Source organism: Streptomyces sp. cg35 (genome assembly GCF_050410835.1).
In the GTDB taxonomy this organism is placed as follows: domain Bacteria; phylum Actinomycetota; class Actinomycetes; order Streptomycetales; family Streptomycetaceae; genus Streptomyces.
Window position 1 is genome coordinate 1,223,762 of the sequence record NZ_CP191268.1, and the last position, 23,612, is coordinate 1,247,373.

Here is a 23,612-nt window from a genome sequence, read left to right on the forward strand (position 1 = left end):
CGTCCCCTGCGACGCCGCATCCGCCCTCTCTACGGGCGGATCATGCCACGCGCCCCGGGCCGGGCCCCACGGAGTTTCAGTCCGTGGCCGGGAGCCCCAACTCCGGGTGAGCGTCGAGCAGTCGGGGCGGGGCCGCCTGGCGCCAGGAGTCGGCGAGGATGGCGCGCAGCTCCGCCGTGTCGTCGAGGGCGGCGAGCCGGGCGCGGACCCAGGCGAAGGAGGCCTCGTGGTCGGCGATCCAGAACTTGTCCGGCTCGGCCAGGACCAGCTCGTCGCGCTCCTCCTTGGGGCAGCGCACGGCGATCGACGTCTCCTCCTCGGGCAGCGTGGCGAACATCTTCCCCGCGACCCGGAACGTGGGCATGCTCCAGGCGATCTTCTCCGTCGTGTCCGGCAGGGACAGGGCGATGGTGCGTACATCCTCGGCGTCCGGCATGGGAGAAACCGTAGCCAAGGGCACTGACAATCACGGCAGGCGACCTGGTCACGGCACTCGTTTGTCCAGCCACGCGGTGAGATCGGCCTGCACCTCGTCGCGGTGGGTCTCGTTGAGGATCTCGTGGCGTGCGCCCTCGTAGCCCCGCCAGGTCAGGTCGGTGACGCCCGCGTAGCGGAAGTCCTCCAGGAGTTCGTGGACCAGGGTCATCCGCTGGTTGCAGGGGTCCTCGGTGCCGACGGCGACGTGGATCGGTAGGTCGGCGGGGATGCGGGCGAGGTTCGCCGGGTCGTTGATCCGGCGCACGGCCCGGACCCAGTCCAGGGCGAGGCCCGCGGAGAACGGGAAGCCGCAGCGTTCGTCGGCGACGTACTTGTCGACCTCGGCCTCGTCGCGCGAGAGCCACTCGAAGCCGGTGCGGTGCGGGTAGGGGTCGTTGAACGAGGCGAACAGGTCGGGGACGTAGGAGGAGGGCGCGGCCCGGCCGGAGCGGGCGATCTCCGCCTCCAGGGCCGCGATCGAGCCCTCGTTGTCGGCGCCGGGCAGGGAGCGGAACGTGCCGGAGAGGATCAGCCCGACGAGGTCGTCCGCGTACCGCTGGGCGTAGTCGCGGGCGAGCAGCGAGCCGAGGCTGTGGCCGAGCAGCACGAAGGGGACGTTCGGGTGCAGCGCCCGCGCCTGGTCGCCGATGGCCTTGATGTCCTCGACGATCGCGACCCAGGCGTCGACGGTGCCGGGTTCCGCGTCGTCGGTCACGCCGTAGCCGCCGGTGGAGGCGGCGGTGGCGCCGTGGCCTCGGTGGTCGGAGGCGATGACGGCGTAGCCGTGGGCGGTGAGGTGGCGGGCGAACCGGTCGTAGCGCAGTCCGTGCTCGGCCGCGCCGTGGGCGATCTGCACGAAGGCGCGGGGCCGGCCGCCGTCGGGCAGCCAGGTGTACGTGGCCACGGCCGCGCCGTCTCCGGTGCTCAGAGCGGTGGCGGTGTAGGCGGGGTCGGTCATGGGGCGGCTCCTGTTCGCTGCTGGGTGTGCGGGTTTCCTGCATCTCCCCTGCCCCGTCGGCCCTCATTCCTGTCGGTACGTACGCCGCTTCCGACCCATTGACCCCTCAGGTCCGGCGAACCTACGCTGAACGACGCATTCGGGAAAGCGCTTTCTAGGTACGTCCTGTGAATCCGGAAGGCGCACTCCGGCGTTCCCGGCTGCACTCCACCAGCACTCACCGCACACCCGCAGCATCACGCAGCCACGGCATCCGTCCGCGGCCGACAGCCAAGGGAGCGCCATGAGTACGTCGAGTACAGCCGCACCGCCCGTCCGCCGCCGGAGCAGACCCAGAGGTCACCTCCCTCACCTCACCCTGCTCCTCGCCCTGTTGGCTCTTCTCGCCGGCGGGCTCGGGCTGAGCCCGCGGGCCCAGGCACAGGAGGAGGCCTTCCGGGTCCTCGTCTTCTCCAAGGTCACCAACTTCGCCCATGACTCGATCCAGGCCGGTGTCGACGCCGTCGAGAAGCTCGGCGCGGAGAACGGCTTCGAGGTCGAGGCGACCGACGACGCCACCGCGTTCACCGACACGAACCTGGCCCGCTTCCGGGCGATCGTCTTCAACAACACCAACTCCACCCCGGAGAGCGGGGATCTGCTCGACGCGGACCAGCGCGCGGCCCTGCAGAAGTACGTGCGCGGGGGCGGCGGCTGGGTGGGACTGCACGCGGCGTCGGCCAGCGAGCGGGACTGGGGCTGGTACGAAGGGCTGGTCGGGGCGATCTTCGACCAGCACCCGGCCGTGCAGACCGGCCGCGTCAAGGTCCTGGACCACGCGCACCCCTCCACGAAGGGTCTTCCCGAGCTGTGGGAACGGACGGAGGAGTGGTACAACTGGCGCGCCGATCCGACGGGCAAGGTGCACACGCTCGCGCAGATCAAGGTGCGTGACGGTGTCTCCGGGCTCGACGAGGGGGTGGACCACCCGTGGTCGTGGTGCCAGAACTACGACGGCGGCCGCTCCTGGTACACGGCCGGCGGGCACGCGAAGTCGGCGTTCCAGGAGGCGGGTTTCCTGCGGCATCTGCTCGGCGGCATCGAGTGGGCGGCGGGCAGCAAGGCGGGCGACTGCTCGGCGACGAAGACGGGCGCCTTCCAGCGCACGCCGCTGGCGACGGCCGATCTCGCCGATCCGTTCGAGCTGGCGGTGGCGCCGGACCGGCGGGTGTTCTTCATCCAGCGCACCGGCAAGCTGAAGATCGTCGACCAGGAGTCGATGAAGGTCACGACGGCGCTCGATCTGGCGTACACGCCGGAGATGACGAGCCAGTCGGACGGGCTGCTGGGGCTCGCCCTCGATCCGGACTTCCAGGAGAACCACTGGGTCTATCTCCTGAATTCGGACAAGACGGAGAAGCGGATCAATCTGTCGCGGTTCACGGAATCGGGCGGAAAGGTCGATCCGGCGAGCGAGAAGCGCCTGCTCGCCATTCCCACCTTGCGGGGCGAGGGCCGCGCCAATTCGCACATGGCCGGGTCGATCGCCTTCGACAAGAAGGGCGATCTGTACATCGCGACCGGTGACAACACCGATCCCTTCGCCTCCGACGGTTTCGCGCCGATCGACGAGCGCGCGGACCGCCGCGCCTGGGACGCCCAGGGCACCGCGGGCAACACGAACGATCTGCGCGGAAAGGTGCTGCGGATCACGCCGAAGGACGACGGCACGTACGCGATCCCCGAGGGCAATCTCTTCGCGCCGGGCACGGAGAAGACGCGGGCCGAGGTGTACGCGATGGGGCTGCGCAATCCGTTCCGCATCACCACGGATCCCAGGACCGGGGCGCTGCTGGTGGCGGACTACGGTCCCGACGCCCGGCAGGCCGTGGCCGACCGGGGCCCCGAGGGCACGGTCGAGTTCGACCGCATCACGAAGGCGGGGAACTTCGGCTGGCCGTACTGCATCGGGAACAACACCCCGTTCAACGACTACGACTTCGCGACGAAGACCTCGGGAGCGAAGTTCGACTGCGCGAAGCTCGTGAACGACTCGCCGAACAACACCGGTCTGACGGAACTGCCGCCCGCGCAGCCCGCGACGGTCTGGTACGCGTATTCTGCGTCCGAGCAGTTCCCGGAACTGGGGACGGGCGGCGGCGGCCCGATGAGCGGCCCCGTCTACGCCTACGACTCCGAGAACACGTATCGCACCAAATTCCCCGAGTACTTCGACGGGAAGTGGTTCACGTACGAGCTGACGCGGCAGTGGTTCAAGGTCTTCTCGATGCAGGAGAAGGACCAGACGTTCACCGACCCGCGGTTCCCGGCCGCGAAGTCGGGCGATCTGAATTCCATCAACTCCGTGTTCGGCGACATGAAATGGAACCAGCCGTTCGACGCGGACTTCGGTCCTGACGGCGCGCTGTACGTCATCGACTTCGGGCTCGGCAGCGGCACGGGCCGCGGCGGCAGCAACGAGGGCGCGGGGATCTACCGTATCGACTACGTCGCCGACAGCAGGCTGCCGGAGGCCCGAGCGGCCGCGGCGCCGGACAGTGGGCAGGCGCCGCTGAAGGTGGCGTTCGACAGCGCGGGCTCCGGACTGCCCGAGGGGCAACAGGTCACGTACGCCTGGGACTTCGACGGGGACGGCAGCACCGACTCGACCGAGGCGAAGCCCACGCACACGTACACGAAGAACGGCCAGTACACGGCGCGGCTCACCGTGACCGGGCCCGGCGGGCTGAGCAGTCGCGCGGTCACGGATGTCACCGTCGGCAACACCAGACCGGTGGTGACGATCCACCAGCCTCCCGAGGGCGGAATGTTCTCCTTCGGCGACACGATTCCGTTCACGGTGAAGGTGACGGACCGGGAGGACGGCTCCGGCAAGCGGATCGACTGCTCGCGGGTCGTCGTGCAGTCGCAGCTCGGCCACGACACCCACCTGCATCCGCTGGACAACTACACGGGCTGCACCGGTGAGATCGTCACCGACGCCGGGGACAGCCACGGCCCCGGCCAGAACCTGTACTACGGCATCAGCGCGCAGTACGAGGACAAGGGCGGCACGGCCGGTGTCCCGGCGCTCACCGGGTCGGACTCGCTGACCCTGCGCACGTCGTTCCGGGAGGCCGAGCACTTCACGGCGACCGGCGGCGCGCACGACGGTGCGGAGACGGTGAGTCGCGCGGAGGCGTCGGGCGGCAAACGGCTCGGCGAGATCGAGGACGGCGATTGGGTGTCGTTCGACCCGGCGCACCTCAAGGGCGTCGACTCGGTGACGGTGGGCGCGGCGTCCGGCGGGATCGGCGGGGACGTGGAGTTCCGCGCCGGTTCCCCGACGGGGCCGCTGCTCGGGAAGGCGACCGTGCCGAACACCGGCGGCTACGGCAACGCGGTCTCCCCGACCACGCAACTCGCCCCGCATGAGAGCACGTTCAAGCTCTACGTGGTGTTCCGCAACCCGGACTGGTCCGCCGAGGGGCCCGATCTGCTCGCCCTCGACTGGCTGCACTTCAACGGGCCGGGGGTGGAGAAGCGGGCCGGCGCCAAGGTGACCGTGCGCGCGACGCCCGCCGAGGGCACGACGCCGCTCGCGGTCGCGCTCAAGGGCTCGGTCCGGCTCCCGGAGGGCCGCACAGCGGCCTCGTACCACTGGGACTTCGGCGACAACGGGAAACCGAGCGGCACGGAGGGGGCCACGGCCGAGCACACGTATGCACGCGCGGGTGCCTACACGGCGCATCTGACGGTGACGGACGACAAGGGCGACACGACGACCGGCGCGGTCCGCGTCACCGTGAAGTGAGGGAGGACGACATGACACGCACCGCACGAACGGTCACCCGAAGAGCCCTTCTCGGTACGGCACTCGGCGCCTCGGCAGCCGCCGTCCTCACCTCGCCCGTCGCGGCGTCCGGCCGACGGCGGATCCCGCGCGGCGCCATCGGCATGCATCTCTACACGATGCGCGACGTACTGGCGCGCGACTTCGCGGGCACCGTCGGGCAGCTCGCGGAGATCGGCTACGCGACAGTCGGCGTGAGCGGCCGGCACGGGTACACCGCGGCCGGGATCCGCGGCATGCTCGACGCGGTGGGGCTGCGCGCGGTCCTGGAGCACGTCGCGTACCCGACACTGACCGGCGACGGTCTCGGCCAGGCCCTCGACGACCTGCACACGCTGGGTGCGACATGGCCGGTCGTGCCGAGTCTGCCGGGCTCGATGCACACGGTGGCCGGGTTCCGGGAAGCGGCACGGGAGTTCAACCGGATCGGGGCCGCGTCGCGCGCGGCGGGGCTCGGCCCGGTGCTGTTCCACAATCACGGTTCGGACCATGTGGTGGTGGACGGGGAGAACCTGTACGACATCCTCGTCCGGGAGACCGATCCGCATCTGGTCGCGTTCGAGCTGGACGTGTACTGGGCGGCGAAGGGCGGTGCGGCGGACCCGGCGACGTACTTCGTACGGCATCCGCGCCGGTTCCCCGCGCTGCACGTCAAGGACATGGCGCCGAACGGGGACTTCGCCGATGTGGGGTCGGGGACGCTCGACTTCGCCGCCATGTTCGCGCATGCCCGCGAGGGCGGCGTCCGGCAGTGGCTCGTCGAACACGACACACCCGCCGATCCGTTCGCGACCGCACGTAACAGCTACAACTACCTCGCGGCGCTCAGATACTGACGCGACGTCAGTGCGCGTCGGGGTCCTGGGTCCGGGGACGCTTGTAGAAGAGCGTCGTCGGGCGCGGGACCCCGGCCGGATCGGCCGCGTAGTCGGGGATGACACCGGCCTCGGTCCAGCCGGCCTTGCGGTACAGGGTCTCGGCGGGACTGCCGGTCTCCGTGTCGAGGACGAGCAGGGTGATGCCCGCGTCGGCGGCGGCCTGTTCGGCGGTCGTGAGCAGGGTGCGGGCGAGCCCCTGGCCGCGGGCCGAATCGTGCACCATCAGCTTGAGGATCTCGGCGCGGTGGCGGCCGTTGGCCCAGCGGGTGAAGCCGAGCGAGACCGTGCCCACGCAGACGTCCGCCGCATCGAGCGCCGCCCAGACGACGAGGTCACCGGTCTCGACGACGGGCGTGCGGCCCAGCCACCACGCGGTCGCCTCGTCGCGCGTGAGCCCGCTCAGGAAGCCGAGCGAGGCGCCGCCGGCCACGACGTCGGCGAGCAGCTCCCCCAACGCGCCTGCGTGCGGCGCGAACTGATCCGGGGTCAGCCGTTCGGTACGGATCACGGCAGGACCACCACGAGCGCGTAGCGCACGGCCTCGGGTCCCGGGCAGTGGAAGTGCGTCGGGCCCCACAGGCGAAAGCGCAGGCAGTCCCCCGTGGTGAGGGTGTGCGTGACGCCCTGCACGGTCAGGTCGAGGCGGCCGTCGAGCACCCAGATGTGCTGCTCCAGGCCGGGGACGGGCGGCCGGTCGTAGACGACGTCCGCGAACGGTTCGAGGCTGCCCTCGACCACCTCGGCGCGCAGACCGGCGAGCGGCGGCGAGACCGAGCGCCGGACGAAGCCGGTCGCGCCGTCGCGCCACACGGGCTGCTCGGCGGCCCGTACGACCTGGGCCGGGGCGGACTCCACCTCGCTGAGCAGCTGGGACATGGTGCGTCCGTAGACGGCGCACAGCCGGTTGAGGAGCGCCGCGGTCGGGCTGATCTCGGCCCGCTCGGCCCGGGACAGCGTGGAGCGGCTCACCCCGCTGCGGTCCGCCAGCTCACCGAGGGACCAGCCGTGCTCGGCCCGCAGTTCGGCCAGGCGTGCGCCGAGCCGGGCGTCGACCGGATCCGTCTCGGCATCGGTAACCGTGGGCACTTCACCATCGCGTCTCATATTCGGCACGATATCCCAGATATGAAACAGCGAGGTCACGGGGGTCTCCGCGAAGGGTCCCGCTCCGCTCAGTCGTGGGCGGCCACCGCCCCCAGGAGTTCCCTGATCCGGCCCGTCGCCGACCGGAACTGCGGGGTGGCGAGCGTCTCGGCGTACCCGCGCTCCGGCGGGAGACCGACCTCGATGATCTCCGTGACCGTACCCGGGCGCGGGCTCATCACGAGCACCCGGTCGGCCAGGTAGACGGCCTCCGCGATCGAGTGCGTGACGAGGAGGACGGTGGTGCGGGTGCGGCGCCAGATCCGGTTCAGCTCGACGTTCAGCTGCTCACGGGTGAGGGCGTCGAGGGCCCCGAACGGCTCGTCCATCAGCAGGACCGGCGGTTCGTGCAGCAGCGCCCGGCACAGCGCGACGCGCTGCTGCATCCCGCCGGACAGCTCGTGCGGGTAGGCGTCCTCGAACCCTTCGAGGCCCGCCGTCGCCATCAACTCGGCGGTGCGCGCCCGCGCTTGAGCGGCGGCCATGCCGCGCATCTCCGCCTGGAGGAGGATGTTGCGCCGCGCCGAGCGCCATTCCAGCAGGGCCGCGCGCTGGAAGACGTACCCGATGTCGTGGCGCGGCCCGCGCACCCGCTCGCCGTGCAGCAGGACCTCACCGGAGGACGGCGCGAGCAGGCCGGCGACGAGCTTGAGGAGCGTGGACTTGCCGCAGCCGGACGGGCCGACGATCGCGACGAACTCCCCGTCGGACACGTCGAGCCGGACGTCGTGCAGGGCGGTCACGTCCTTGCTCCTGGTCCGGAAGCGGACGGCGACGTCGTCGAGGCGGACGGCGGGGGCCGGCTGCGGCGGGGCGAGGGGACCGGTGCCGGCCGGGGCGTCCTTGGCCATCGTCATCCCTCAGCCCTTCATCGCGTTGTCGGCGTCCCAGTACTGCTCGACCGGCTTCGCGCTCTTGACCAGACCGGCCTGGGCGAAGACGTCGATGGTCTGCTGCCAGTCGGCCTCGGTGTTGACACCGGGCGCCTTGCCCCGGGTCGCCTCCGTGTGCAGCAGCGTCAGCGTCGTCCTGAACTGCTCCGCCAGCACACCGGCGGGCGGAAGCTGCTCGGAGGCACCGTCCATGGCGGCGACGGCGGGCTGCGGGCTCTTCTCGGCGGCGGTCCACGACTCGCTGACGGCCGTCGCCATGCGCCGCGCGAGGTCGCCGCGGCCGGTGAGCGTCTTGCGGCCCGCGATGAGCCCGTTGGAGTAGAAGTTGAGTCCGTGCTCGGAGAAGCGCAGGTACGCGACGTCCTTCTTGGCCTTGTCCTGCATGGTGGGCCCCTGGTCGCTGGCGTAGCCGAGCAGGCCGTCGGTCTTCCCGGAGATGACGGCGGCGATCTTGCCCGCCGGGTCGGTGTTCTGGACCTTGACGTCGGACTCCGCGATGCCGTTCTTCTTCAGGAAGATCGGGAAGGTCTTGGAGAGCGCGTCACCGGCCGTGCCCGCGATGGTCGTGCCCTTCAGGTCGGCCGGGGTGGCGATGCCCTGCGCGGCGAAGGACTGCACGGAGGCGGGCGTCGTCTGCAGGAAGACACCCAGGCTCCTGACCTGCACCCCTTGGTCGACACCGGCGAGGACGGCCGGGGTGTCCGCCCAGCCGAAGTCGGTCTGCCCGGCGCCGGTGGCCTGCACGGTCTTCTGCGAGCCCTGGCCCGCCCGGATGTCCAGGTCGATGCCGTGCTTCTCGAAGATCTTCCGCTGCTTGCCGTAGTAGAACGGGGCGTGCTCGCCGTACGGGTACCAGTTCAGGGTCAGCGTGACCTTGTCGAGCTTCTTGCCGGAGTCGCTGGTCGAGGTGGTGTCCGAGCCGCCGCCGCAGGCCGTCGCGGCGAGCGCGAGCAGGGCGAGCGGCACGGTGGCGGTCAGCAGTCTGCGCGGGGGCATGGCGGGCCTTTCTGCGAAGGGACGTTCCATGGACCGGTCGCGTTCAGTACGTCGTCACGGCGGCGGCGTCGCGCCGGCTGGCGTGCCACGGCAGCAGCAGCTTCTCCGCGATCTCCACCGCCACGAACAGCACGACGCCGATCAGCGACATGACGAGCAGCCCGGCGAACAGCATCGGGGTGTCCAGGTTCCCGTTGGCCTGGAGGATGACGTAGCCGAGCCCTTCGTTCGCGCCGACGAACTCGCCGACCACGGCGCCGGTGACGGCGAGGGTCACCGCGACCTTCAGCCCGGAGAAGAGGTGCGGCAGCGACGCCGGGAACCGGATCTTGCGGAACGTCTGCCAGGGGCTCGCGCCCATCGTCGCGGACAGCTGCAGCATCTCCGGATCGACCGCCTTGAGGCCGGTGACCATGGAGATGACGACGGGGAAGAACGCGATGAGCACCGCGATGAGGATCTTCGGCGCGATCCCGAAGCCGAGCCACACCACGAACAGCGGCGCGATCGCGATCTTCGGGACGACCTGGGCGAACAGCAGGATCGGGTACAGGGTCTTCTCGACGGTGGTCGAGTACACCATGACGACGGCCGACAGCACGCCGACGCCCACCGCGATGACGAAGCCGAGCAGCGTCTCGTACGTGGTGACCCAGCTGTGCTGCCAGAGGTAGTCGGGCTTGTCGAGCACGACGTCGAGGGTGCGGCCGGGCGAGGGAACGAGGTACGGCTCCACGAGCTCGGCGGCGGCGATCAGCCACCAGGCGCCGAAGCAGACCAGGAGAAGGGCGAGCGGCCGCCAGCTCTTCTCGGCCGCCGCGGCGAGACGGCGGCCGGCACTCGGCTTCTTTCGTTCATCAACACCACTGATCCACAGAGGAGTTGACTTGACCGTGCTCTGACTCACGTGGAACTCCCCTGATATCAGGTCGGCTTCGGCGGAGCGGCGGAGCAGGTGCTACGAAATCGCTTTCAGAAAGCGCTTTCTGATACGGTGTCAGTCACGCTAATGAGCCGATGTCTGAGCGGTCAAGAGACCGTGCAGAAGTTTCCTGTGACCGGTGGCGAACCGGGACCGAGGGGGCGCGGTGGACGAACCGGACGGACCACTGGACGCACGACCGCACGTGACGCTCGATGCCGTGGCCCGCCGGGCCGGCGTCTCCCCCGCCACCGCGTCACGCGCGCTGAACGGTACGGCGAGGGTACGGACGGAACTGCTCGGCCGGGTCCGGGCGGCGGCGCACGCCCTCGGCTACATCCCGAACGCGCACGCCCAGGCGCTCGCCGGTTCGACGGGCAGTACCGTCGGGGTGATCTGCCATGACGTCGGCGACCCGTACTTCGCGGCGATCGCGAGCGGGGTGATGGCGGCCGCGGCGGAGCGGGATCTGCTGGTGATGCTGGTCTCCACGTTCCGGGAGCCCGAGCGCGAGATCGCGTATCTGTCGATGCTGCGGGGGCAGCGGGCGCGGGCCATCCTGCTGATCGGCTCCGGCATCCAGGACCGGGCCTGGGAGCGGGCCCTGGACGCCGAACTCGCCCCGTATCTGCGCTCGGGCGGCCGGGTGGCGGTGGTCAGCCGGCACCGCAGCCTGCGGGTCGACTCGGTCCTGCCGGGCAACCGGGCCGGGGCCGCGGCGCTGGCCCGGGCCCTCGTCGCCCTGGGCCACCGGGAGTTCGCGGTGCTCGCGGGCCCGGCGTCGCTGACGACGGTGGCCGACCGGGTCTCGGGGTTCCGGGCGGGGCTGGCCGAGGCCGGGATACCGCTGCCCGCGGACCGGGTGGTGCGCGGGGCCTTCACCCGGGACGGCGGCCACGCGGCGGCACTCCGGCTCCTCGACGCTCCGGGCGCGTCGCCCACCTGCCTCTTCGCGGTGACGGACGTGATGGCTGTGGGCGCGCTGGCGGCGCTGCGCGAGCGGGGGCTGCGGGTGCCGGACGACGTGTCGCTCGCCGGGTTCGACGACGTGCCGCTCGTACGGGAGCTGACCCCGCCGCTGACCACGGTGGCGCTGCCGCTGCCCGAGATGGGGCGGGCCGCGCTCGCCCTGGCCCTGCGGGAGCCGCGCGGGGAGCGGGCGCGGGTGGAGCGGTTCGCCGGGGAGGTCATGGTGCGGGGCAGTACGAGGGCCCTGTCGTAGGCGGGCGTGGCCGTGATCACGGACCGCGAGCGACGACGAGGCGGGCGGCGTGCTGTGACCGGGGGTGTCAGCCCCGGGCCGCCTCCCCGAGCGCGTCGAGGACCGGCCGGATCAGCGGATGCGACTCCGCCCCGTGACGGACCGCGGCGAAGACCTTCCGGGTGGGGGCCACGCCGTCGATCGGGTGGACGACGACCTCGGTGAGGTCCATGCCCACCAGGGCCGAACGCGGGACGAGGGCCACGCCCGCGCCGGCCGAGGCCAGGGCGACGACCGCCCGGAAGTCGTCGGAGGAGTGCTCGAACTGCGGGGAGAATCCCGCGTGCTCGCAGGCCAGGACGACCACGTCATGGCACGGGTTGCCGGGGTAGGGGCCGATCCAGGTGTCCTTCGCCAGGTCCCCGACGGGCACCCGCTCGGCGTCCGCGAGCCGGTGCGCGACCGGCAGCACCGCGTCGAACGGCTCGGCGTACAGCGGCACCCGGGTGATCCGGTCGTCGTCGGCCCCCGGGGCGCCCCGGTACTCGACGGCGACCGCGACATCGATGCGCCGGTCCAGGAGCATCGGCAGGCTGGCGTCGCCCTCGGCGTCCTGGACGCGGACGCGGATGCCGGGCGCGGCCAGGGCGAGCCGGGCCAGGGCCGGGCCGACGACCAGTCCGATGCCGGTCGCGAAGGAGGCGAGCGTGACCGTGCCCGCCTCGCCCGTGCTGTAGGCGGCGAGCTCCGCCTCGGCCCGCTCCAGCTGGGCCAGGACGGCGTTCGCGTGGGTGAGCAGGATCTCGCCCGCGGGGGTCAGACGGACCCCGCGGGCGCCGCGCTCGACCAGCTTGTGACCGGTCTCCTGCTCCAGGGCGGTCAGCTGCTGGGAGACCGCGGACGGGGTGAGGTACAGCGCGGCGGCAGCCGCCGTGACCGTGCGGTGGTCGGCCACCGCCCGGAGGATGTGCAGCCGCCGCGCTTCGATCATGTCCCCGATTCTCGCAAACCGGTCAGCCGAGCTGCGCGCGGGCGTCGACGAACGCGTCCACGGCCCTGTTCACGTCCTCGGTCGAGTGCGCGGCGGAGAGCTGGACGCGGATACGGGCCTGTCCCTGCGGCACGACCGGGTACGAGAAGCCGATCACGTACACGCCGCGCTCCAGGAGCAGCTCGGCCATCCGGCCCGCGACCGACGCGTCGCCGATCATGACCGGCGCGATGGCGTGGTCGCCGGGGAGGATGTCGAAGCCTTCCTCGGTCATCCGCGTACGGAACAGCTTCGTGTTCGCGGCGAGGCGTTCGCGCAGGTCACCGGCCGACTCCAGGAGGTCGAGGACCTTCAGGGAGGCTGCCGCGATGACCGGGGCGAGGCTGTTGGAGAACAGGTACGGGCGCGAGCGCTGGCGCAGCAGCGCGACGATCTCCGCGCGGGCGGCGACATAGCCGCCGGAGGCGCCGCCGAGGGCCTTGCCGAGGGTGCCGGTGATGATGTCGACGCGGTCCATGACGCCGTGCAGCTCGGGGGTGCCGCGGCCGCCGGGGCCGACGAAGCCGACGGCGTGCGAGTCGTCGACCATGACCATGGCGTCGTGGCGCTCGGCGAGGTCGCAGATGTCCGTCAGCGGCGCGACGTAGCCGTCCATGGAGAAGACGCCGTCGGTGACGATCAGCTTGCGCCGGGCGCCCGCTTCGGTGGCCGCCTTGAGCTGGGCCTCCAGGTCGGCCATGTCGCGGTTGGCGTAGCGGAACCGCTTGGCCTTGCTGAGGCGGATGCCGTCGATGATCGAGGCGTGGTTGAGGGCGTCGGAGATCACCGCGTCCTCGGGGCCGAGGAGCGTCTCGAAGACGCCGCCGTTGGCGTCGAAGCAGGAGGAGTAGAGGATCGTGTCCTCCTGGCCGAGGAACGCGGACAGGCGCGCCTCCAGCTCCTTGTGCACCTCCTGCGTGCCGCAGATGAAGCGGACGGAGGCCATGCCGTAGCCCCAGCGGTCGAGGGCGGCGTGGCCCGCGGCGATCACCTCGGGGTGGTCGGCGAGGCCGAGGTAGTTGTTGGCGCAGAAGTTGAGCACCTCGCCGGGGCGGCCGCCCGCCGTCACGCCGACGGTGGCGGACTGCGGGGTGCCGATGACCCGCTCGGGCTTGTGCAGGCCGGCGGCGACGATCTCGTCGAGGGTGGCCTGCAGGTCTTCGCGTACGTTGTCGAACATGACGTGAGTCCTTGTCAGCGGGGGGAGTTCGGGGGCGGGTCCGGCGCCCGGCGAGTGAGCCGAAGGGGCACCGGCTTCGGGGTCCCGGAGGCGAACCGAGCCTGGAGGATCAGACTTCCCAGTCGAGGATGACCTTGCCGCCGCGGCCGCTCGCCGCGTCGTCGAAGGCCGCGTCGAAGTCGGTGTACGCGTAGCGGCCGGTGATCACCGGGGCGAGGTCGAGGCCGCCTTCGAGCAGCACCGACATGGCGTACCAGGTCTCGAACATCTCGCGGCCGTAGATGCCCTTGATGGTGATCATCGAGGTGACGATGCGGGCCCAGTCGACGGCGAACTCCTGCGACGGCAGGCCGAGCATGGCGATCTTGCCGCCGTGGGTCATGTTGGCGAGCATGTCGCGCATCGCGACCGGGTTGCCGGACATCTCCAGGCCGATGTCGAAGCCCTCGCGCAGGCCGAGCGTGCGCTGGCCGTCGGCGATGGTGGCGTCCGCGACGTTCAGGGCGAGGCTGACGCCGACCTTGCGGGCCAGCTCCAGGCGCTCCTCGCTGACGTCGGTGATCACGACGTTGCGGGCGCCGGCGTGCTTGGCGACGGCGGCGGCCATGAGGCCGATCGGTCCGGCGCCGGTGATGAGCACGTCCTCGCCGACGAGGGGGAAGGACAGCGCGGTGTGCACGGCGTTGCCGAACGGGTCGAAGATCGCCGCCACGTCGAGGTCGACGGGGACCCGGTGCACCCACACGTTCGACGCGGGCAGGGCGACGTACTCGGCGAACGCCCCGTCGCGGCCGACACCGAGGCCGACCGTGGCGCGGCACAGGTGGCGCCGTCCGGCCAGGCAGTTGCGGCACTTGCCGCACACGAGGTGGCCCTCGCCGCTGACCGTGTCACCGACGGCGATGTCCGCGACGTCCCGGCCGGTCCCGACGACCTCGCCGACGAACTCGTGGCCGACGACGAGCGGCGCGCTGACGGTGGACTGCGCCCAGCCGTCCCAGCCGCGGATGTGCAGGTCTGTACCGCAGATCCCGGTCCGCAGCACCTTGATCAGTACGTCACCGGGGCCGACGGACGGCTCTGGCACGTCCGTCAGCCACAGTCCCGGTTCGGCCTTCTCCTTGACCAGTGCCTTCAACGGCTCGGCTCCTGTCGTCGCGTACGCGGGCAGCGCGAAGCCGCCCGCGTACGGGGAAGAGTGGGTGGGGTGGCGGTCAGCCGGCCGCCACCCCGGACTCTTCCGTACGACGGCGCCCCAGGTCCATCGAGGATTTCTTAAGCGCCGTCGCAGCTTTCCTACAGGCCGTGCCGGTGTGCCGCCCCGTGGGTCTGTCCGCGCTCGAAGTACGCGATCAGCTCCGGGTCCAGGTCCGGCACCTCTCGCGGCGTGCCGCCGTCGCGCAGCGACTCGGTGGCCCGCACCCCGGCGGCGACGGCCATGCGGGCGGCGACCGGCGAGGTGTCGGTGGCGCCGCCGTCACGCGCGAAGCGCACGAACTCGTCGATGAGCAGCGGGTCGGCTCCGCCGTGTCCGGCGTTGTCCTCGGCGTCCGGCACGGGGTACTCGGCGTCGGCCTCGCCGCGGTAGGAGGAGCGGCGCGTGTTCCACACCTTGACCACTCCCCCGGGTCCGTCGCCGAAGTTCTCCAGGCGGCCCGCGTCACCGATGACGGTGTAGTTGCGCCAGTAGTCGGGGGTGAAGTGGCACTGCTGGTAGGCCGCCAGCACCCCGTTGTCCAGGCGCATGTTGACCAGGGACACGTCCTCGACGTCGATGACGGGGTTGAGTCCGCGCTGGGTGGCCGCCGGCCAGTGGCCGTCCTTCGTGTACCAGTCGTCGTGCTTGGGCTCGCCGGGTTCCCGGCGGTGCGGGTTGTCGCCGTAGACCATGAGGTCGCCGAGGGCCTGCACCTGGCGGGTGTAGCCGTTCGCGAGCCAGTGCAGGACATCGATGTCGTGGGCGGCCTTCTGCAGCAACAGCCCGTTCGTGTACTGCCGTTCGGCGTGCCAGTCCTTGAAGTACCAGTCGCCGCCGTAGCCGACGAAGTGCCGCACCCACACGGTCTTGACCTCGCCGATCTCGCCGCGTGCGATGACGTCGCGCATCAGGCGGACGACCGGCATGTGCCGCATGTTGTGGCCGACGTAGAGCCGCGAACCGGTCTCGTACGCGGTGCGCAGCAGTTCGTCGCAGCGCTCGACGGAGATGTCGAGGGGCTTCTCGACGAAGACCGGCTTGCCCGCCTCGAGCGCCTCGCCGGCGACGTCGGCGTGGGTGTGGTCGGGGGTGAGGACGACGATCGCGTCGACGTCCGGGTCCGCGATCACCTTCTTGTGGTCACTCGATATCAGGGCGCCGGGGAACGCCAGGGCCGCCTCCGTCCGCGCCGCCGCGTCGCTGTCCGCGAGGGCGACGACCCGGGAGCCGGCCCCGGGCCGGTGGGCGGTGCGGGCGATCGAGCCGCGCAGTCCGTAGCCGAGGACGCCGAGTCTGAGGTCGGAGGGAGCATCGGTCATGGCGTAACCGCCTTTCCTGTACGTGGTGTCGGTGCGGCGCGCGCCCTCATGGAAGCAAGCACGCGGGCGCGGGGGCACCGCGGGTCCCCCACGGACCCGCGGTGCCCCCGCGCGGTTCGCGGGAGTGCGCCCTGTCCTAGGAGTGCACCTGGACCTGCGCGAGGCCCACGCGTCCGGTGCCGGTCAGCTGGATGCGGACGTAACGGGCCTCGGTGTCGGTGTCGAGCAGGGTCGGGCGCAGGGCCTTGCCCGTGACGTGGACGGTGGTGGCGTCGGAGAAGTCGGCCGACGACGCGAGCCGCACGTCGAACGCGCCCGTCGTCATCGACGCGTCGTTCCAGATCTCCACCTGCCCGACGTGCCGTTCGGCGCCCAGGTCGACCTGCCACCAGGCTCCCGCCTCGGACAGCGTGCGCGTGTCGGTGGAGGTGTCCCCGTCGACGGCGCGGGCGGCGGCGCTCGTCCCGTCGGTGGAGGACTGGGTGGCCGTGCCGGTGCGGGCCAGGTCCGGCCGGAGCCGCTCGACGTGGCCGTGGCCGTCCGCGCCCGCCGCCGCGGCGACCTTGAGGGCGGCGGCGGGCAGCCGGTCGAGCCGGGTGTGGTTGTCGGTCATGGTCGAGCCGGTGCCCGCGAGGGCGGGGGCGTCGGTGTCGGTCCAGTTGCCGGTGGCGTGGTTGTCGATGCCGTAGTCGGCCCAGTTGGAGACCCACTTGTAGCCGAGGCGGGTCAGGACGTTGCCGCTGACCGTGATGTGGCTGGACTGTTCGTCCAGGTAGATGCCGTTGCCGTCGCGCTCGGTGTTCCCGTAGGCGCTGCGGTTGATGTAGTTGCCGGAGATCACCGTGCCGGGCTGGGCGCCCTGGGTGTAGATGGCGCCGCCGTCGTGCTGCTCGTGGGCGACCCGCATGACGTCGGTGATCCGGTTGTTCGTGACGCGGTTGTCGCGCAGCACGGACTGCTGGGCCTCGGGCTGGTTCCAGCCCCAGCCGACGGAGACGGCGGAGTACGGCAGGTCGTCGAGGGTGTTGTGGTCGATGACGGTCCCGGCCTCGTAGCCCGCCCAGATGCCGACGGCGTCCGTGTACTCCACCCCTGTGTGGCGAACGGTGTTGTACGACACCGTGTTGCGGGCCCCCACGAGTTCGGGTCCCGGCGTGGGGTCCGTGTCGCCGATGTACGCGGCGCCGGAGGAGAGGTCGGTGAAGCGGGAGCGGGTGAGGGTGGAGTCCTGCGTGCCCTGCTCGAAGACCGCGCCGGCGCCGCCGAGGTGGCTGAACCGCGCGTGGTCGACGACGACATGCCGGCCGCCGCGCACGGTGAGGGCCGCGGCGGGCTTGGTGTAGAACCGGCCCGCGTGGTCCACGGGACCCGTGGCGCCGGTCAGGGTCAGTCCGGCCTGCATGCCCGCGTAGCCCTCGTCGGTGGACGGCTGCAGGTAGGCGGCGTACGCGAAGTCGATGCCGGTGACGCGGACGTCGTGGGCGCCGTCGAGGACGAGGAGGTTCTCCATGACGGGGGTGACGGCCCGGAAGCGGCGGGGGTCCTCACCCTCGCGCGGCAGGTACGTGACGGTGCGCGCGGCCGAGTCCCACACGAACTCGCCCGGCCGGTCGAGGAGTTCACGCGCGTTCTCGAAGAAGGCGACCTTGGAGTAGCGGGCCGAGTCGACGGTCGTCGAGTCCCAGGCGGGGCCCGTGCGGTTCGTGCCGGACGCGGAGTTGGTCCAGCAGGGCTGGGCGAACGTCATGTGGTCGCCGGTGACGGACGCGATGCGGCAGTGGTAGTTGCGCCACCGCACCCGGATGACGGCCTCGGCGTCGGTGGGCCGGGCCCATCGGTCGATCCCGGTGGCCTGCGCGCCGGTCATGCCGGTCTTGGTGGCGTCGCACACGGCGGCGGCGCAGGAGTCGCCCCGGGCCCGCACGGCGCGGGTCCCGTCGACGAAGAGCTGGCGCGGGGTGACGCCCTCGGGCACCTTCGCGGTCCAGGTGCCGTCGGAGTTCGGGGCCCAGCCCGTGAGCGTGCGCCCGCCGGAGAGCACGGGGTCGGCGCCGGGCGCGGCGGCCCAGGTGACGCCGGAGTCGTCGGCGCCCAGCTTCAAGGGCGCAGTCAACCGGTAGGTGCCGTCGGCGAGTTCGACGCGTACCGCCCGCCCGGTGACGGCGCGCGCGGCGTCGCGCGCGCCCTCGACCGTACAGGGGCGCCCGGTGGTGCAGGACGTGCCGGACCCGTGCGGTGCGGCGTGCAGGACCATGGGGCCGGAGGCCGCTGCCCGGGCGCCGGGCAGCGGGGTGAGGGCGAGGACCGCGACAGCCGTCAGCACCGCCACGGCAGCGCGCCCCAAAGCGGCACGGGGAACCGCGCGAGCAACCACAGAGGTCCGGGAGCCGCGCACGAAGGGAAGATCCCGGGCCGAAAGGCGCCCCGGTCGCCGGCTCATGACGCCACCGCCCAGTCGGGACGGCCCGGCATCGGCGGATTCGTGGCCCCGAACAGCCAGTCCCGCAGGAAGGAGTCGAGGGACCGGTCGCCCGTCACGGCGACGGCGTGCCGGATGAAGTCCTCGCTGGTCACGGTGGTGTCCTTGAAACGGCGCGGCCACGACCCCATGATCCGGTCGAACGTCGGCTGCCCGACCTGGAGTTGCAGCGCGTACAGGACGAGCGCCCCGCCGTCGTAGATGTTGACGCCGCCGAGCCCCTTGGGCAGCCCCGGAGGCCCGTCGCTCGCCCGGATCGCGTCGAGTTCGGCGTAGGTCGCCTTCATCTTGTCGTCCATCACCGACCAGCCGCGCTCCTCGCTGTAGAGGGCGGCGTAGTACACGGCGGGGCCTTCGTTCAGCCAGGCCTGCTGCCAGTCGTTCGGGGTCACGCTGTCGCCGAACCACTGGTGGGTCAGCTCGTGGACCATGGTGTTCTCGTAGGTGGGGTTGCCGTCGGCGTTGGGCTTGAACCAGTTGGTGCCCATGAGCGTGAGCGTGGAGTTCTCCAGCGCGTCGGTGTATCCGTCGTAGATGTGCACGCCGTACACGGAGAACGGGTACCTGCCGAACTTCGCTTCCAGCCAGGCGAGATGGTCCGGCGTGCGGGCCACGATCGGGCCGTACTTGTCCTCCTGGCCCTGCGGGACGACGTGGCGCAGCGGCAGTCCGGTGTGCGAAGTGCCGTACAGATAGGTGCCCTTGACGACGGCGATGCCGAGGAGCTCGGTGGGCATCCGCTCGCGGAGTGCGAAGTGCCACACGGCCGAGCCGTCGGACCGCTTGTCCTTGCCGGTCAACACGCCGTTGGCGGCGGCGACATACCCCTCGGGCGCGGAGATGTGGAAGGTCCAGGTGGCCTTGTCGGACGGGGTGTCGTTGCACGGCAGGAAGGTGTCCGCGCGCGACGACTGCACGGCCGAGGCGAAGCCGCCGTCGCTGCCGAACTTCCAGCCGGACAGGCTGGTGCGCGGCGCCTTGCCGTTGCCGTGGTAGGTGACGGTGACCGTGAAGGGCGCGTTCTTGTGCAGCGGCCCGGCCGGGGTGACCGTCAGCTCCTGGCCCGACGCGCCGACGGTCAGGGCGAATTGAGCGGGGCGGCCGTTGACCGTGATCGCGTCGATGGTGTGGCCGTCGGTGTCCAGGTTGAACGACGACAGGTCCTGCGTCGCCCTGGCGGACAGCTCGACCACGCCGGTGAAGTCGTAGGTGACCGGGGTGAAGTCGAAGGTCAGGTCGTAGTGGGTGACCTGGTAGCCGCCGTTGCCGAGCGTCGGGTACAGCGGGTCGCCGACGCCGTCGCCGCCGGGTTTCGGGTCGAAGCCCCGGGCGTGGGCGGCCGTGGCGAACAGTGGGACGGTGAAGGCGGCGGCGCCCGCGCCCTTCAGGAGTACGCGTCTGCTGGTGGTCACTTCTTCCCCTTCCGCGAGGACTGCTTCTGGGAGGCCTGCTCGAACTCGGCGCGGCACTTGTCGCCGCCGGCGCTCCGCCACTTCTTGACCAGGTCGTCGTACGAGGACAGGGGCCTGCGGCCGGTGATGAGGTCCTTCACGCCGTCGAGGTGGATGGTGTAGAGACTGCCCAGGCCCTTGGAGTCCCAGGTCGGTGCCGTGTAGGCGAGGGTGGGGTCCTCGATCATCATCGGGATGAGCTTCGTGTACGCCTCGTGGACGTAGCGCGCCGCGTCGGGGTGGGTGGCGCTGAAGAACGCGGGGGTCGCCGAGGCCAGCTTGGACCAGGGCACGGTGACGTCCTGGGCACCCTGCTCGGTGAGCACCGGGGTGCCGTTCTTGTCACGCTTGTGGTCGGTGCCCTCGACGCCGTAGTTGATGAGCGTGTACTCGGCCGAGCCGAAGGGCGAGGCGGCGAAGTCGGCGAGGCGCAGCAGCTCCTTGACCCGCTTGTCACCGGCCTTGGTGATGTGGCAGTTCTGCAGCGACACGTTGTCGGTCCAGACGACGGCGTCCTTGCCGACCGGCACCATGGGCCGTACGTCGAAGGACGTGTCGATGGCGGCCATGGCGTCGACGTAACCGGTGGCGGTGGCCAGGTAGGCCGGCATGCCGTCGTACACGTACGCGGCCTTCCCGTTCATGAACAGGCCGGTGTACTGGGCCTTCTGGGCGCCGGACATCTGCACGGTGCCGGGATAGAAGCAGCCCGCCTTGTACAGCTGGGCCGCGGTCTCGACGGCGTGCCGGAACGCGTCGTCCTCCAGCTGGTAGGTCCATTTGCCGGTCTTCGGGTCGCGCTTCCAGAAGTGCTGGGCGCCGGACGACATGGCGAGCAGGTTCATGCTGCCGCCGGTGAAGAAGTACTGCTTCTTCTTGGCGTCGGTGAGGTCCTTGGCGAGTTCCACGAGCCGCTCGACGCTGTCGATCTGGTCGAGGTCGGTGACGCCCGCCTGCTCGAAGAGGTCGGCGCGGTAGAAGCCGGCGCCGCCGCTGCCGGAGCGGGCGATCGGTATGCCGTAGAGCCGGCCCGCGTAGATGGCGTCCTGCCAGGCGTACTCGGGGACGGCGGCCAGGTTCGGGTAGTCCTTGACCTTGTCGCCGGACAGGTGCGGCGTGAGGTCCGCGCACGTGGCGGTGAGGAAGGCGCCCTTGTTGTCGACGCCGCCGGTCTCCGGGTACATGAAGATGTCCGGCAGCTGGTCACCGGCCACCATGGTGGAGAACTTCGCCGGGTAGTCGTCGGCGGGCACCGCCGTGAAGTCGACCTCGGTGCCGAGCATCTTCTCGATCGCCCGCCACGCCGCGTTCTTGCCGCGCTCGGGCGGCAGCGGCGCGAACGTCTCGGTGACCGCGGTGATCTTCCGGGCTCCCTTCAGCGGGGTGCCGCGGGTGGCCCGGGCGGGTTTCGCCGGGTACTTCAGGAAGGCGTTCGGGACACCGGCCGCGGTGCCGGGCAGGTCGGCGTTGGCGCCGATGGAGCGGACCGTGGTCGTCGGGAGCAGCTTGGCGCTGTTCGCCTCGGCCTTGGCCGCGGCGCCGCCGTCGCCGCAGGCGGCGAGCAGCGGGGCGGCGGCGACGGCGAGGCCGGCGCCCGCACCCCAGCGGAACAGGGTGCGGCGGTTGATGGGCGTGGTGCCGGACATCGGGGGACTCCTCAGCACGAGACGAGACACGAGACGAAAGAGGACGGGGTGAGGGGGGTGCGGGCAGCGGGGTCAGCCCTTGACGGCGCCGGTGAGGACGCCCTTGGTGAAGAACCGCTGGAGGAAGGGGTAGACGAGCAGGATCGGCACCACCGCGATCACCAGCACGGCCATCTGCACGGCCTGCTGCGGGGCGATGGCCTCGCCGGCCGCGGCGGTGTCGAGGTTCTGGCCCTGCAGGACGAAGGTGCGCAGCACCATCGGGAGCGGCCACTTGTCGTTGTCGCCGAGGTAGAGCAGGGCGTTGAAGTACGCGTTCCAGTACGCGACGGCGTAGAAGAGACCGACGACGGCGATGACCGCCTTCGACAGCGGCAGCACGACCCGGACCAGGGTGCGGAAGTCGCCCGCGCCGTCGACCTTGGCCGCGTCGTACAGCTCCTCGGGCAGGTTCATGAAGAAGGCCCGCATGACGACGAGGTTGAACGCGCTGACCATGGTGGGCAGGACGAGCGCGGCGAAGGTGTTGTAGAGGCCGAGCTCCTTCACCAGAAGGAAGTTGGGGATGACGCCCGCGTTGAAGAGCATGGTGAACAGGGCCGTCATCAGGATGAAGCGGCCGCCGACGATGCCGCGCCGCGAGAGTCCGTACGCCATGCCGATGGTGGCGAGGAGGCTGCACGCGGTGCCGATGACGGTGACGCCGACGCTCACGAACAGGGCGCGGGTGACGCGGCCGCCGGTGAACGCGGTGCGGTAGGCGTCGAGGCTCGGGTGGTCGGGCCACAGGACGAGGCCGTTGGACCGGATGATGTCGTTCTGCGAGGCGAAGCTCGTGCCGATCACGCCGAGCAGCGGGTACGCGACCAGGCCGACGACGATGACGAGGGCGAGGCACTTGAGGACGAGCCCGGCCTTCGTGGGGCGCTCCATCCACGGCGGGCGGGCGCCGGACGGGCGCAGTTGCCCGGCGGCGGGCGTGCTCCTGCGGCGGCGCGTGGGCACCGCGGTCGTGTCAACGGTCAGCACCGCGGTACACCCCTTCATGGCCGAGCCGGTGGGCGAACTTGTTGGCGCCGATGACGAGCACGGTGCCGATCACGGCCTTCACCAGGCCGACCGCGGCGGCGGTGCCCCACTGGTTGTCCTTGATGCCGTGGAAGTAGACGTAGGTGTCGAGGACCTCACCGCTGCCGGGGCCGACGGCGTCGCGCTGGAGCAGGATCTGCTCGAAGCCGACGGTGAGGATGTTGCCGAGGTTGAGGATCAGCAGCAGCACGAGCACCGGGGACAGGCCGGGCAGGGTGACGTGCCAGAAACGGCGCCAGCGGGCCGCGCCGTCCATGGCGGCCGCCTCGTACAGGCCGCGGTCGATGGAGAGCAGCGCGGCGAGGATGATGATCGTGCCCCAGCCGGCGTCCTTCCACATGACCTGGAGCGCGAGCAGCCAGGGGAAGGCGTCCGGGTCGGTCATCATGTCGTAGCGCGGCAGGCCGACGGCTTCGAGCAGGTCGGGGACCACGCCCGCGCCGCCGAGGATCTGCTGGAAGATCGAGACGATGATGACCCAGCCGATGAAGTGCGGCAGGTAGACGACGCTCTGCACGAAGCGGCGCAGTTTGTCGCTGACGATGCTGTTGAGCAGCAGGGCGAGCCCGATCGGCACGGGGAAGAACAGGACCAGCTGGACGAGCGCGATCTCCAGGGTGTTGCCGGTCGCCGACCAGAAGTCGGGGTCGGCGAAGGCGTTCGTGAAGTTCGTGAGGCCGGTCCAGGCGCTGTGCAGGTAGCCCAGGTAGGGCTGGTAGTCCTGGAAGGCGACCATGTAGCCGAGCAGCGGCACGTAGTGGAACACCACGAAGTACAGGAAGCCGGGCAGGCACAGCAGCAGCATCACCTTGTCGCGTTTGACGCGCTGCCAGAAGGTCTTGCGGGGAACGACGAGGGGTGGTGCGGGAACAGTCATGGGGCGGTCCTGTTCGGCCGAGTGGCGCGGAAAGCCGTGTTCG

Annotated in this window: 19 protein-coding genes; 3 read left to right on the top strand and 16 right to left on the bottom strand. The window is 71.0% G+C overall.

From position 1 onward, the window contains the following. Positions 1 to 76: 76 nt before the first annotated feature. Both ACQUQD_RS05845 and ACQUQD_RS05850 read right to left on the bottom strand, forming a co-directional pair. Entirely contained in the window at positions 77 to 436 is a 360-nt protein-coding gene (locus tag ACQUQD_RS05845; protein WP_428950860.1) for an MmcQ/YjbR family DNA-binding protein, read from the bottom strand. 48 nt (positions 437 to 484) lie between these two features. Beyond that, a complete protein-coding gene (locus ACQUQD_RS05850) occupies positions 485 to 1,435 on the bottom strand; it encodes an alpha/beta fold hydrolase (protein WP_428950861.1) in 951 nt (316 codons plus the stop codon). Positions 1,436 to 1,718: 283 nt separating this feature from the next. Here ACQUQD_RS05850 and ACQUQD_RS05855 point away from each other — a divergent pair, with 283 nt between their 5' ends. Both ACQUQD_RS05855 and ACQUQD_RS05860 read left to right on the top strand, forming a co-directional pair. Next, the gene (locus ACQUQD_RS05855; protein WP_428950862.1) at positions 1,719 to 5,228 is read left to right on the top strand and encodes a ThuA domain-containing protein; all 3,510 of its coding nucleotides are present in this window, start codon (positions 1,719 to 1,721) and stop codon (positions 5,226 to 5,228) included. A gap of 11 nt (positions 5,229 to 5,239) precedes the next feature. Beyond that, positions 5,240 to 6,103 (top strand): sugar phosphate isomerase/epimerase family protein, encoded by an 864-nt coding sequence (locus ACQUQD_RS05860; RefSeq protein ID WP_428950864.1) that lies wholly within the window; start codon positions 5,240 to 5,242, stop codon positions 6,101 to 6,103. A gap of 7 nt (positions 6,104 to 6,110) precedes the next feature. On the opposite strand, the gene ACQUQD_RS05865 is transcribed toward ACQUQD_RS05860, so the two are convergent. The 5 genes from ACQUQD_RS05865 to ACQUQD_RS05885 form a co-directional block, all read right to left on the bottom strand. Next, on the bottom strand, positions 6,111 to 6,650 hold the full coding sequence (locus tag ACQUQD_RS05865; RefSeq protein WP_428957463.1) for a GNAT family N-acetyltransferase: 540 nt from the start codon (positions 6,648 to 6,650) through the stop codon (positions 6,111 to 6,113). Next, positions 6,650 to 7,249 (bottom strand): helix-turn-helix domain-containing protein, encoded by a 600-nt coding sequence (locus ACQUQD_RS05870; protein ID WP_428950865.1) that lies wholly within the window; start codon positions 7,247 to 7,249, stop codon positions 6,650 to 6,652. The genes ACQUQD_RS05865 and ACQUQD_RS05870 overlap by 1 nt, the downstream gene beginning before the upstream one ends. Before the next feature lie 68 nt (positions 7,250 to 7,317). Beyond that, on the bottom strand, positions 7,318 to 8,145 hold the full coding sequence (locus ACQUQD_RS05875; protein WP_428950866.1) for an ABC transporter ATP-binding protein: 828 nt from the start codon (positions 8,143 to 8,145) through the stop codon (positions 7,318 to 7,320). Positions 8,146 to 8,148: 3 nt separating this feature from the next. Beyond that, positions 8,149 to 9,177 (bottom strand): ABC transporter substrate-binding protein, encoded by a 1,029-nt coding sequence (locus ACQUQD_RS05880; RefSeq protein ID WP_428950867.1) that lies wholly within the window; start codon positions 9,175 to 9,177, stop codon positions 8,149 to 8,151. 43 nt (positions 9,178 to 9,220) lie between these two features. Continuing rightward, complete coding sequence (locus ACQUQD_RS05885; protein WP_428950868.1) at positions 9,221 to 10,084, bottom strand: ABC transporter permease; 864 nt, start codon at positions 10,082 to 10,084, stop codon at positions 9,221 to 9,223. Between the two features lie 220 nt (positions 10,085 to 10,304). On the opposite strand from ACQUQD_RS05885, the gene ACQUQD_RS05890 reads away from it, so the two are divergent. After that, the gene (locus ACQUQD_RS05890; RefSeq protein WP_428957464.1) at positions 10,305 to 11,321 is read left to right on the top strand and encodes a LacI family DNA-binding transcriptional regulator; all 1,017 of its coding nucleotides are present in this window, start codon (positions 10,305 to 10,307) and stop codon (positions 11,319 to 11,321) included. Positions 11,322 to 11,388: 67 nt separating this feature from the next. Here the strand turns inward: ACQUQD_RS05890 and ACQUQD_RS05895 are convergent, their stop codons facing one another. The 9 genes from ACQUQD_RS05895 to ACQUQD_RS05935 form a co-directional block, all read right to left on the bottom strand. Beyond that, complete coding sequence (locus ACQUQD_RS05895) at positions 11,389 to 12,291, bottom strand: LysR family transcriptional regulator (protein ID WP_428950869.1); 903 nt, start codon at positions 12,289 to 12,291, stop codon at positions 11,389 to 11,391. 22 nt (positions 12,292 to 12,313) lie between these two features. Beyond that, positions 12,314 to 13,510 (bottom strand): glycine C-acetyltransferase, encoded by a 1,197-nt coding sequence (locus tag ACQUQD_RS05900; protein WP_428950870.1) that lies wholly within the window; start codon positions 13,508 to 13,510, stop codon positions 12,314 to 12,316. Positions 13,511 to 13,619: 109 nt separating this feature from the next. Next, a complete protein-coding gene (gene tdh, locus ACQUQD_RS05905) occupies positions 13,620 to 14,648 on the bottom strand; it encodes an L-threonine 3-dehydrogenase (RefSeq protein WP_428950872.1) in 1,029 nt (342 codons plus the stop codon). Between the two features lie 158 nt (positions 14,649 to 14,806). Continuing rightward, positions 14,807 to 16,027, bottom strand: coding sequence for a Gfo/Idh/MocA family protein (locus tag ACQUQD_RS05910; protein WP_428950873.1), 1,221 nt, complete (start codon positions 16,025 to 16,027; stop codon positions 14,807 to 14,809). 136 nt (positions 16,028 to 16,163) lie between these two features. Continuing rightward, positions 16,164 to 18,356: a right-handed parallel beta-helix repeat-containing protein gene (locus tag ACQUQD_RS05915; RefSeq protein WP_428950874.1), complete on the bottom strand. Its 2,193-nt coding sequence runs from the start codon at positions 18,354 to 18,356 to the stop codon at positions 16,164 to 16,166. A 107-nt stretch (positions 18,357 to 18,463) separates the two neighbouring features. Beyond that, a complete protein-coding gene (locus tag ACQUQD_RS05920; RefSeq protein ID WP_428950875.1) occupies positions 18,464 to 19,918 on the bottom strand; it encodes a M1 family metallopeptidase in 1,455 nt (484 codons plus the stop codon). After that, positions 19,915 to 21,603 (bottom strand): extracellular solute-binding protein, encoded by a 1,689-nt coding sequence (locus ACQUQD_RS05925; protein WP_428950876.1) that lies wholly within the window; start codon positions 21,601 to 21,603, stop codon positions 19,915 to 19,917. The genes ACQUQD_RS05920 and ACQUQD_RS05925 overlap by 4 nt, the downstream gene beginning before the upstream one ends. 72 nt (positions 21,604 to 21,675) lie before the next feature. Continuing rightward, the gene (locus tag ACQUQD_RS05930; RefSeq protein ID WP_428957465.1) at positions 21,676 to 22,536 is read right to left on the bottom strand and encodes a carbohydrate ABC transporter permease; all 861 of its coding nucleotides are present in this window, start codon (positions 22,534 to 22,536) and stop codon (positions 21,676 to 21,678) included. A gap of 82 nt (positions 22,537 to 22,618) precedes the next feature. Then, positions 22,619 to 23,569 (bottom strand): ABC transporter permease, encoded by a 951-nt coding sequence (locus tag ACQUQD_RS05935; RefSeq protein WP_428950877.1) that lies wholly within the window; start codon positions 23,567 to 23,569, stop codon positions 22,619 to 22,621. Positions 23,570 to 23,612 lie beyond the last annotated feature (43 nt).

Excerpts from the sequence above, each read along its gene's own strand:
- ACQUQD_RS05895 (WP_428950869.1), bottom strand. The coding sequence starts at position 12,291 with ATGATCGAAGCGCGGCGGCTGCACATCCTCCGGGCGGTGGCCGACCAC.
- ACQUQD_RS05880 (WP_428950867.1), bottom strand. The coding sequence starts at position 9,177 with ATGCCCCCGCGCAGACTGCTGACCGCCACCGTGCCGCTCGCCCTGCTC.
- ACQUQD_RS05850 (WP_428950861.1), bottom strand. The coding sequence starts at position 1,435 with ATGACCGACCCCGCCTACACCGCCACCGCTCTGAGCACCGGAGACGGC.
- ACQUQD_RS05855 (WP_428950862.1), top strand. The coding sequence starts at position 1,719 with ATGAGTACGTCGAGTACAGCCGCACCGCCCGTCCGCCGCCGGAGCAGA.
- ACQUQD_RS05870 (WP_428950865.1), bottom strand. The coding sequence starts at position 7,249 with ATGAGACGCGATGGTGAAGTGCCCACGGTTACCGATGCCGAGACGGAT.
- ACQUQD_RS05875 (WP_428950866.1), bottom strand. The coding sequence starts at position 8,145 with ATGACGATGGCCAAGGACGCCCCGGCCGGCACCGGTCCCCTCGCCCCG.
- ACQUQD_RS05910 (WP_428950873.1), bottom strand. The coding sequence starts at position 16,027 with ATGACCGATGCTCCCTCCGACCTCAGACTCGGCGTCCTCGGCTACGGA.
- ACQUQD_RS05930 (WP_428957465.1), bottom strand. The coding sequence starts at position 22,536 with ATGGAGCGCCCCACGAAGGCCGGGCTCGTCCTCAAGTGCCTCGCCCTC.
- ACQUQD_RS05845 (WP_428950860.1), bottom strand. The coding sequence starts at position 436 with ATGCCGGACGCCGAGGATGTACGCACCATCGCCCTGTCCCTGCCGGAC.
- ACQUQD_RS05860 (WP_428950864.1), top strand. The coding sequence starts at position 5,240 with ATGACACGCACCGCACGAACGGTCACCCGAAGAGCCCTTCTCGGTACG.
- ACQUQD_RS05925 (WP_428950876.1), bottom strand. The coding sequence starts at position 21,603 with ATGTCCGGCACCACGCCCATCAACCGCCGCACCCTGTTCCGCTGGGGT.
- ACQUQD_RS05900 (WP_428950870.1), bottom strand. The coding sequence starts at position 13,510 with ATGTTCGACAACGTACGCGAAGACCTGCAGGCCACCCTCGACGAGATC.
- ACQUQD_RS05935 (WP_428950877.1), bottom strand. The coding sequence starts at position 23,569 with ATGACTGTTCCCGCACCACCCCTCGTCGTTCCCCGCAAGACCTTCTGG.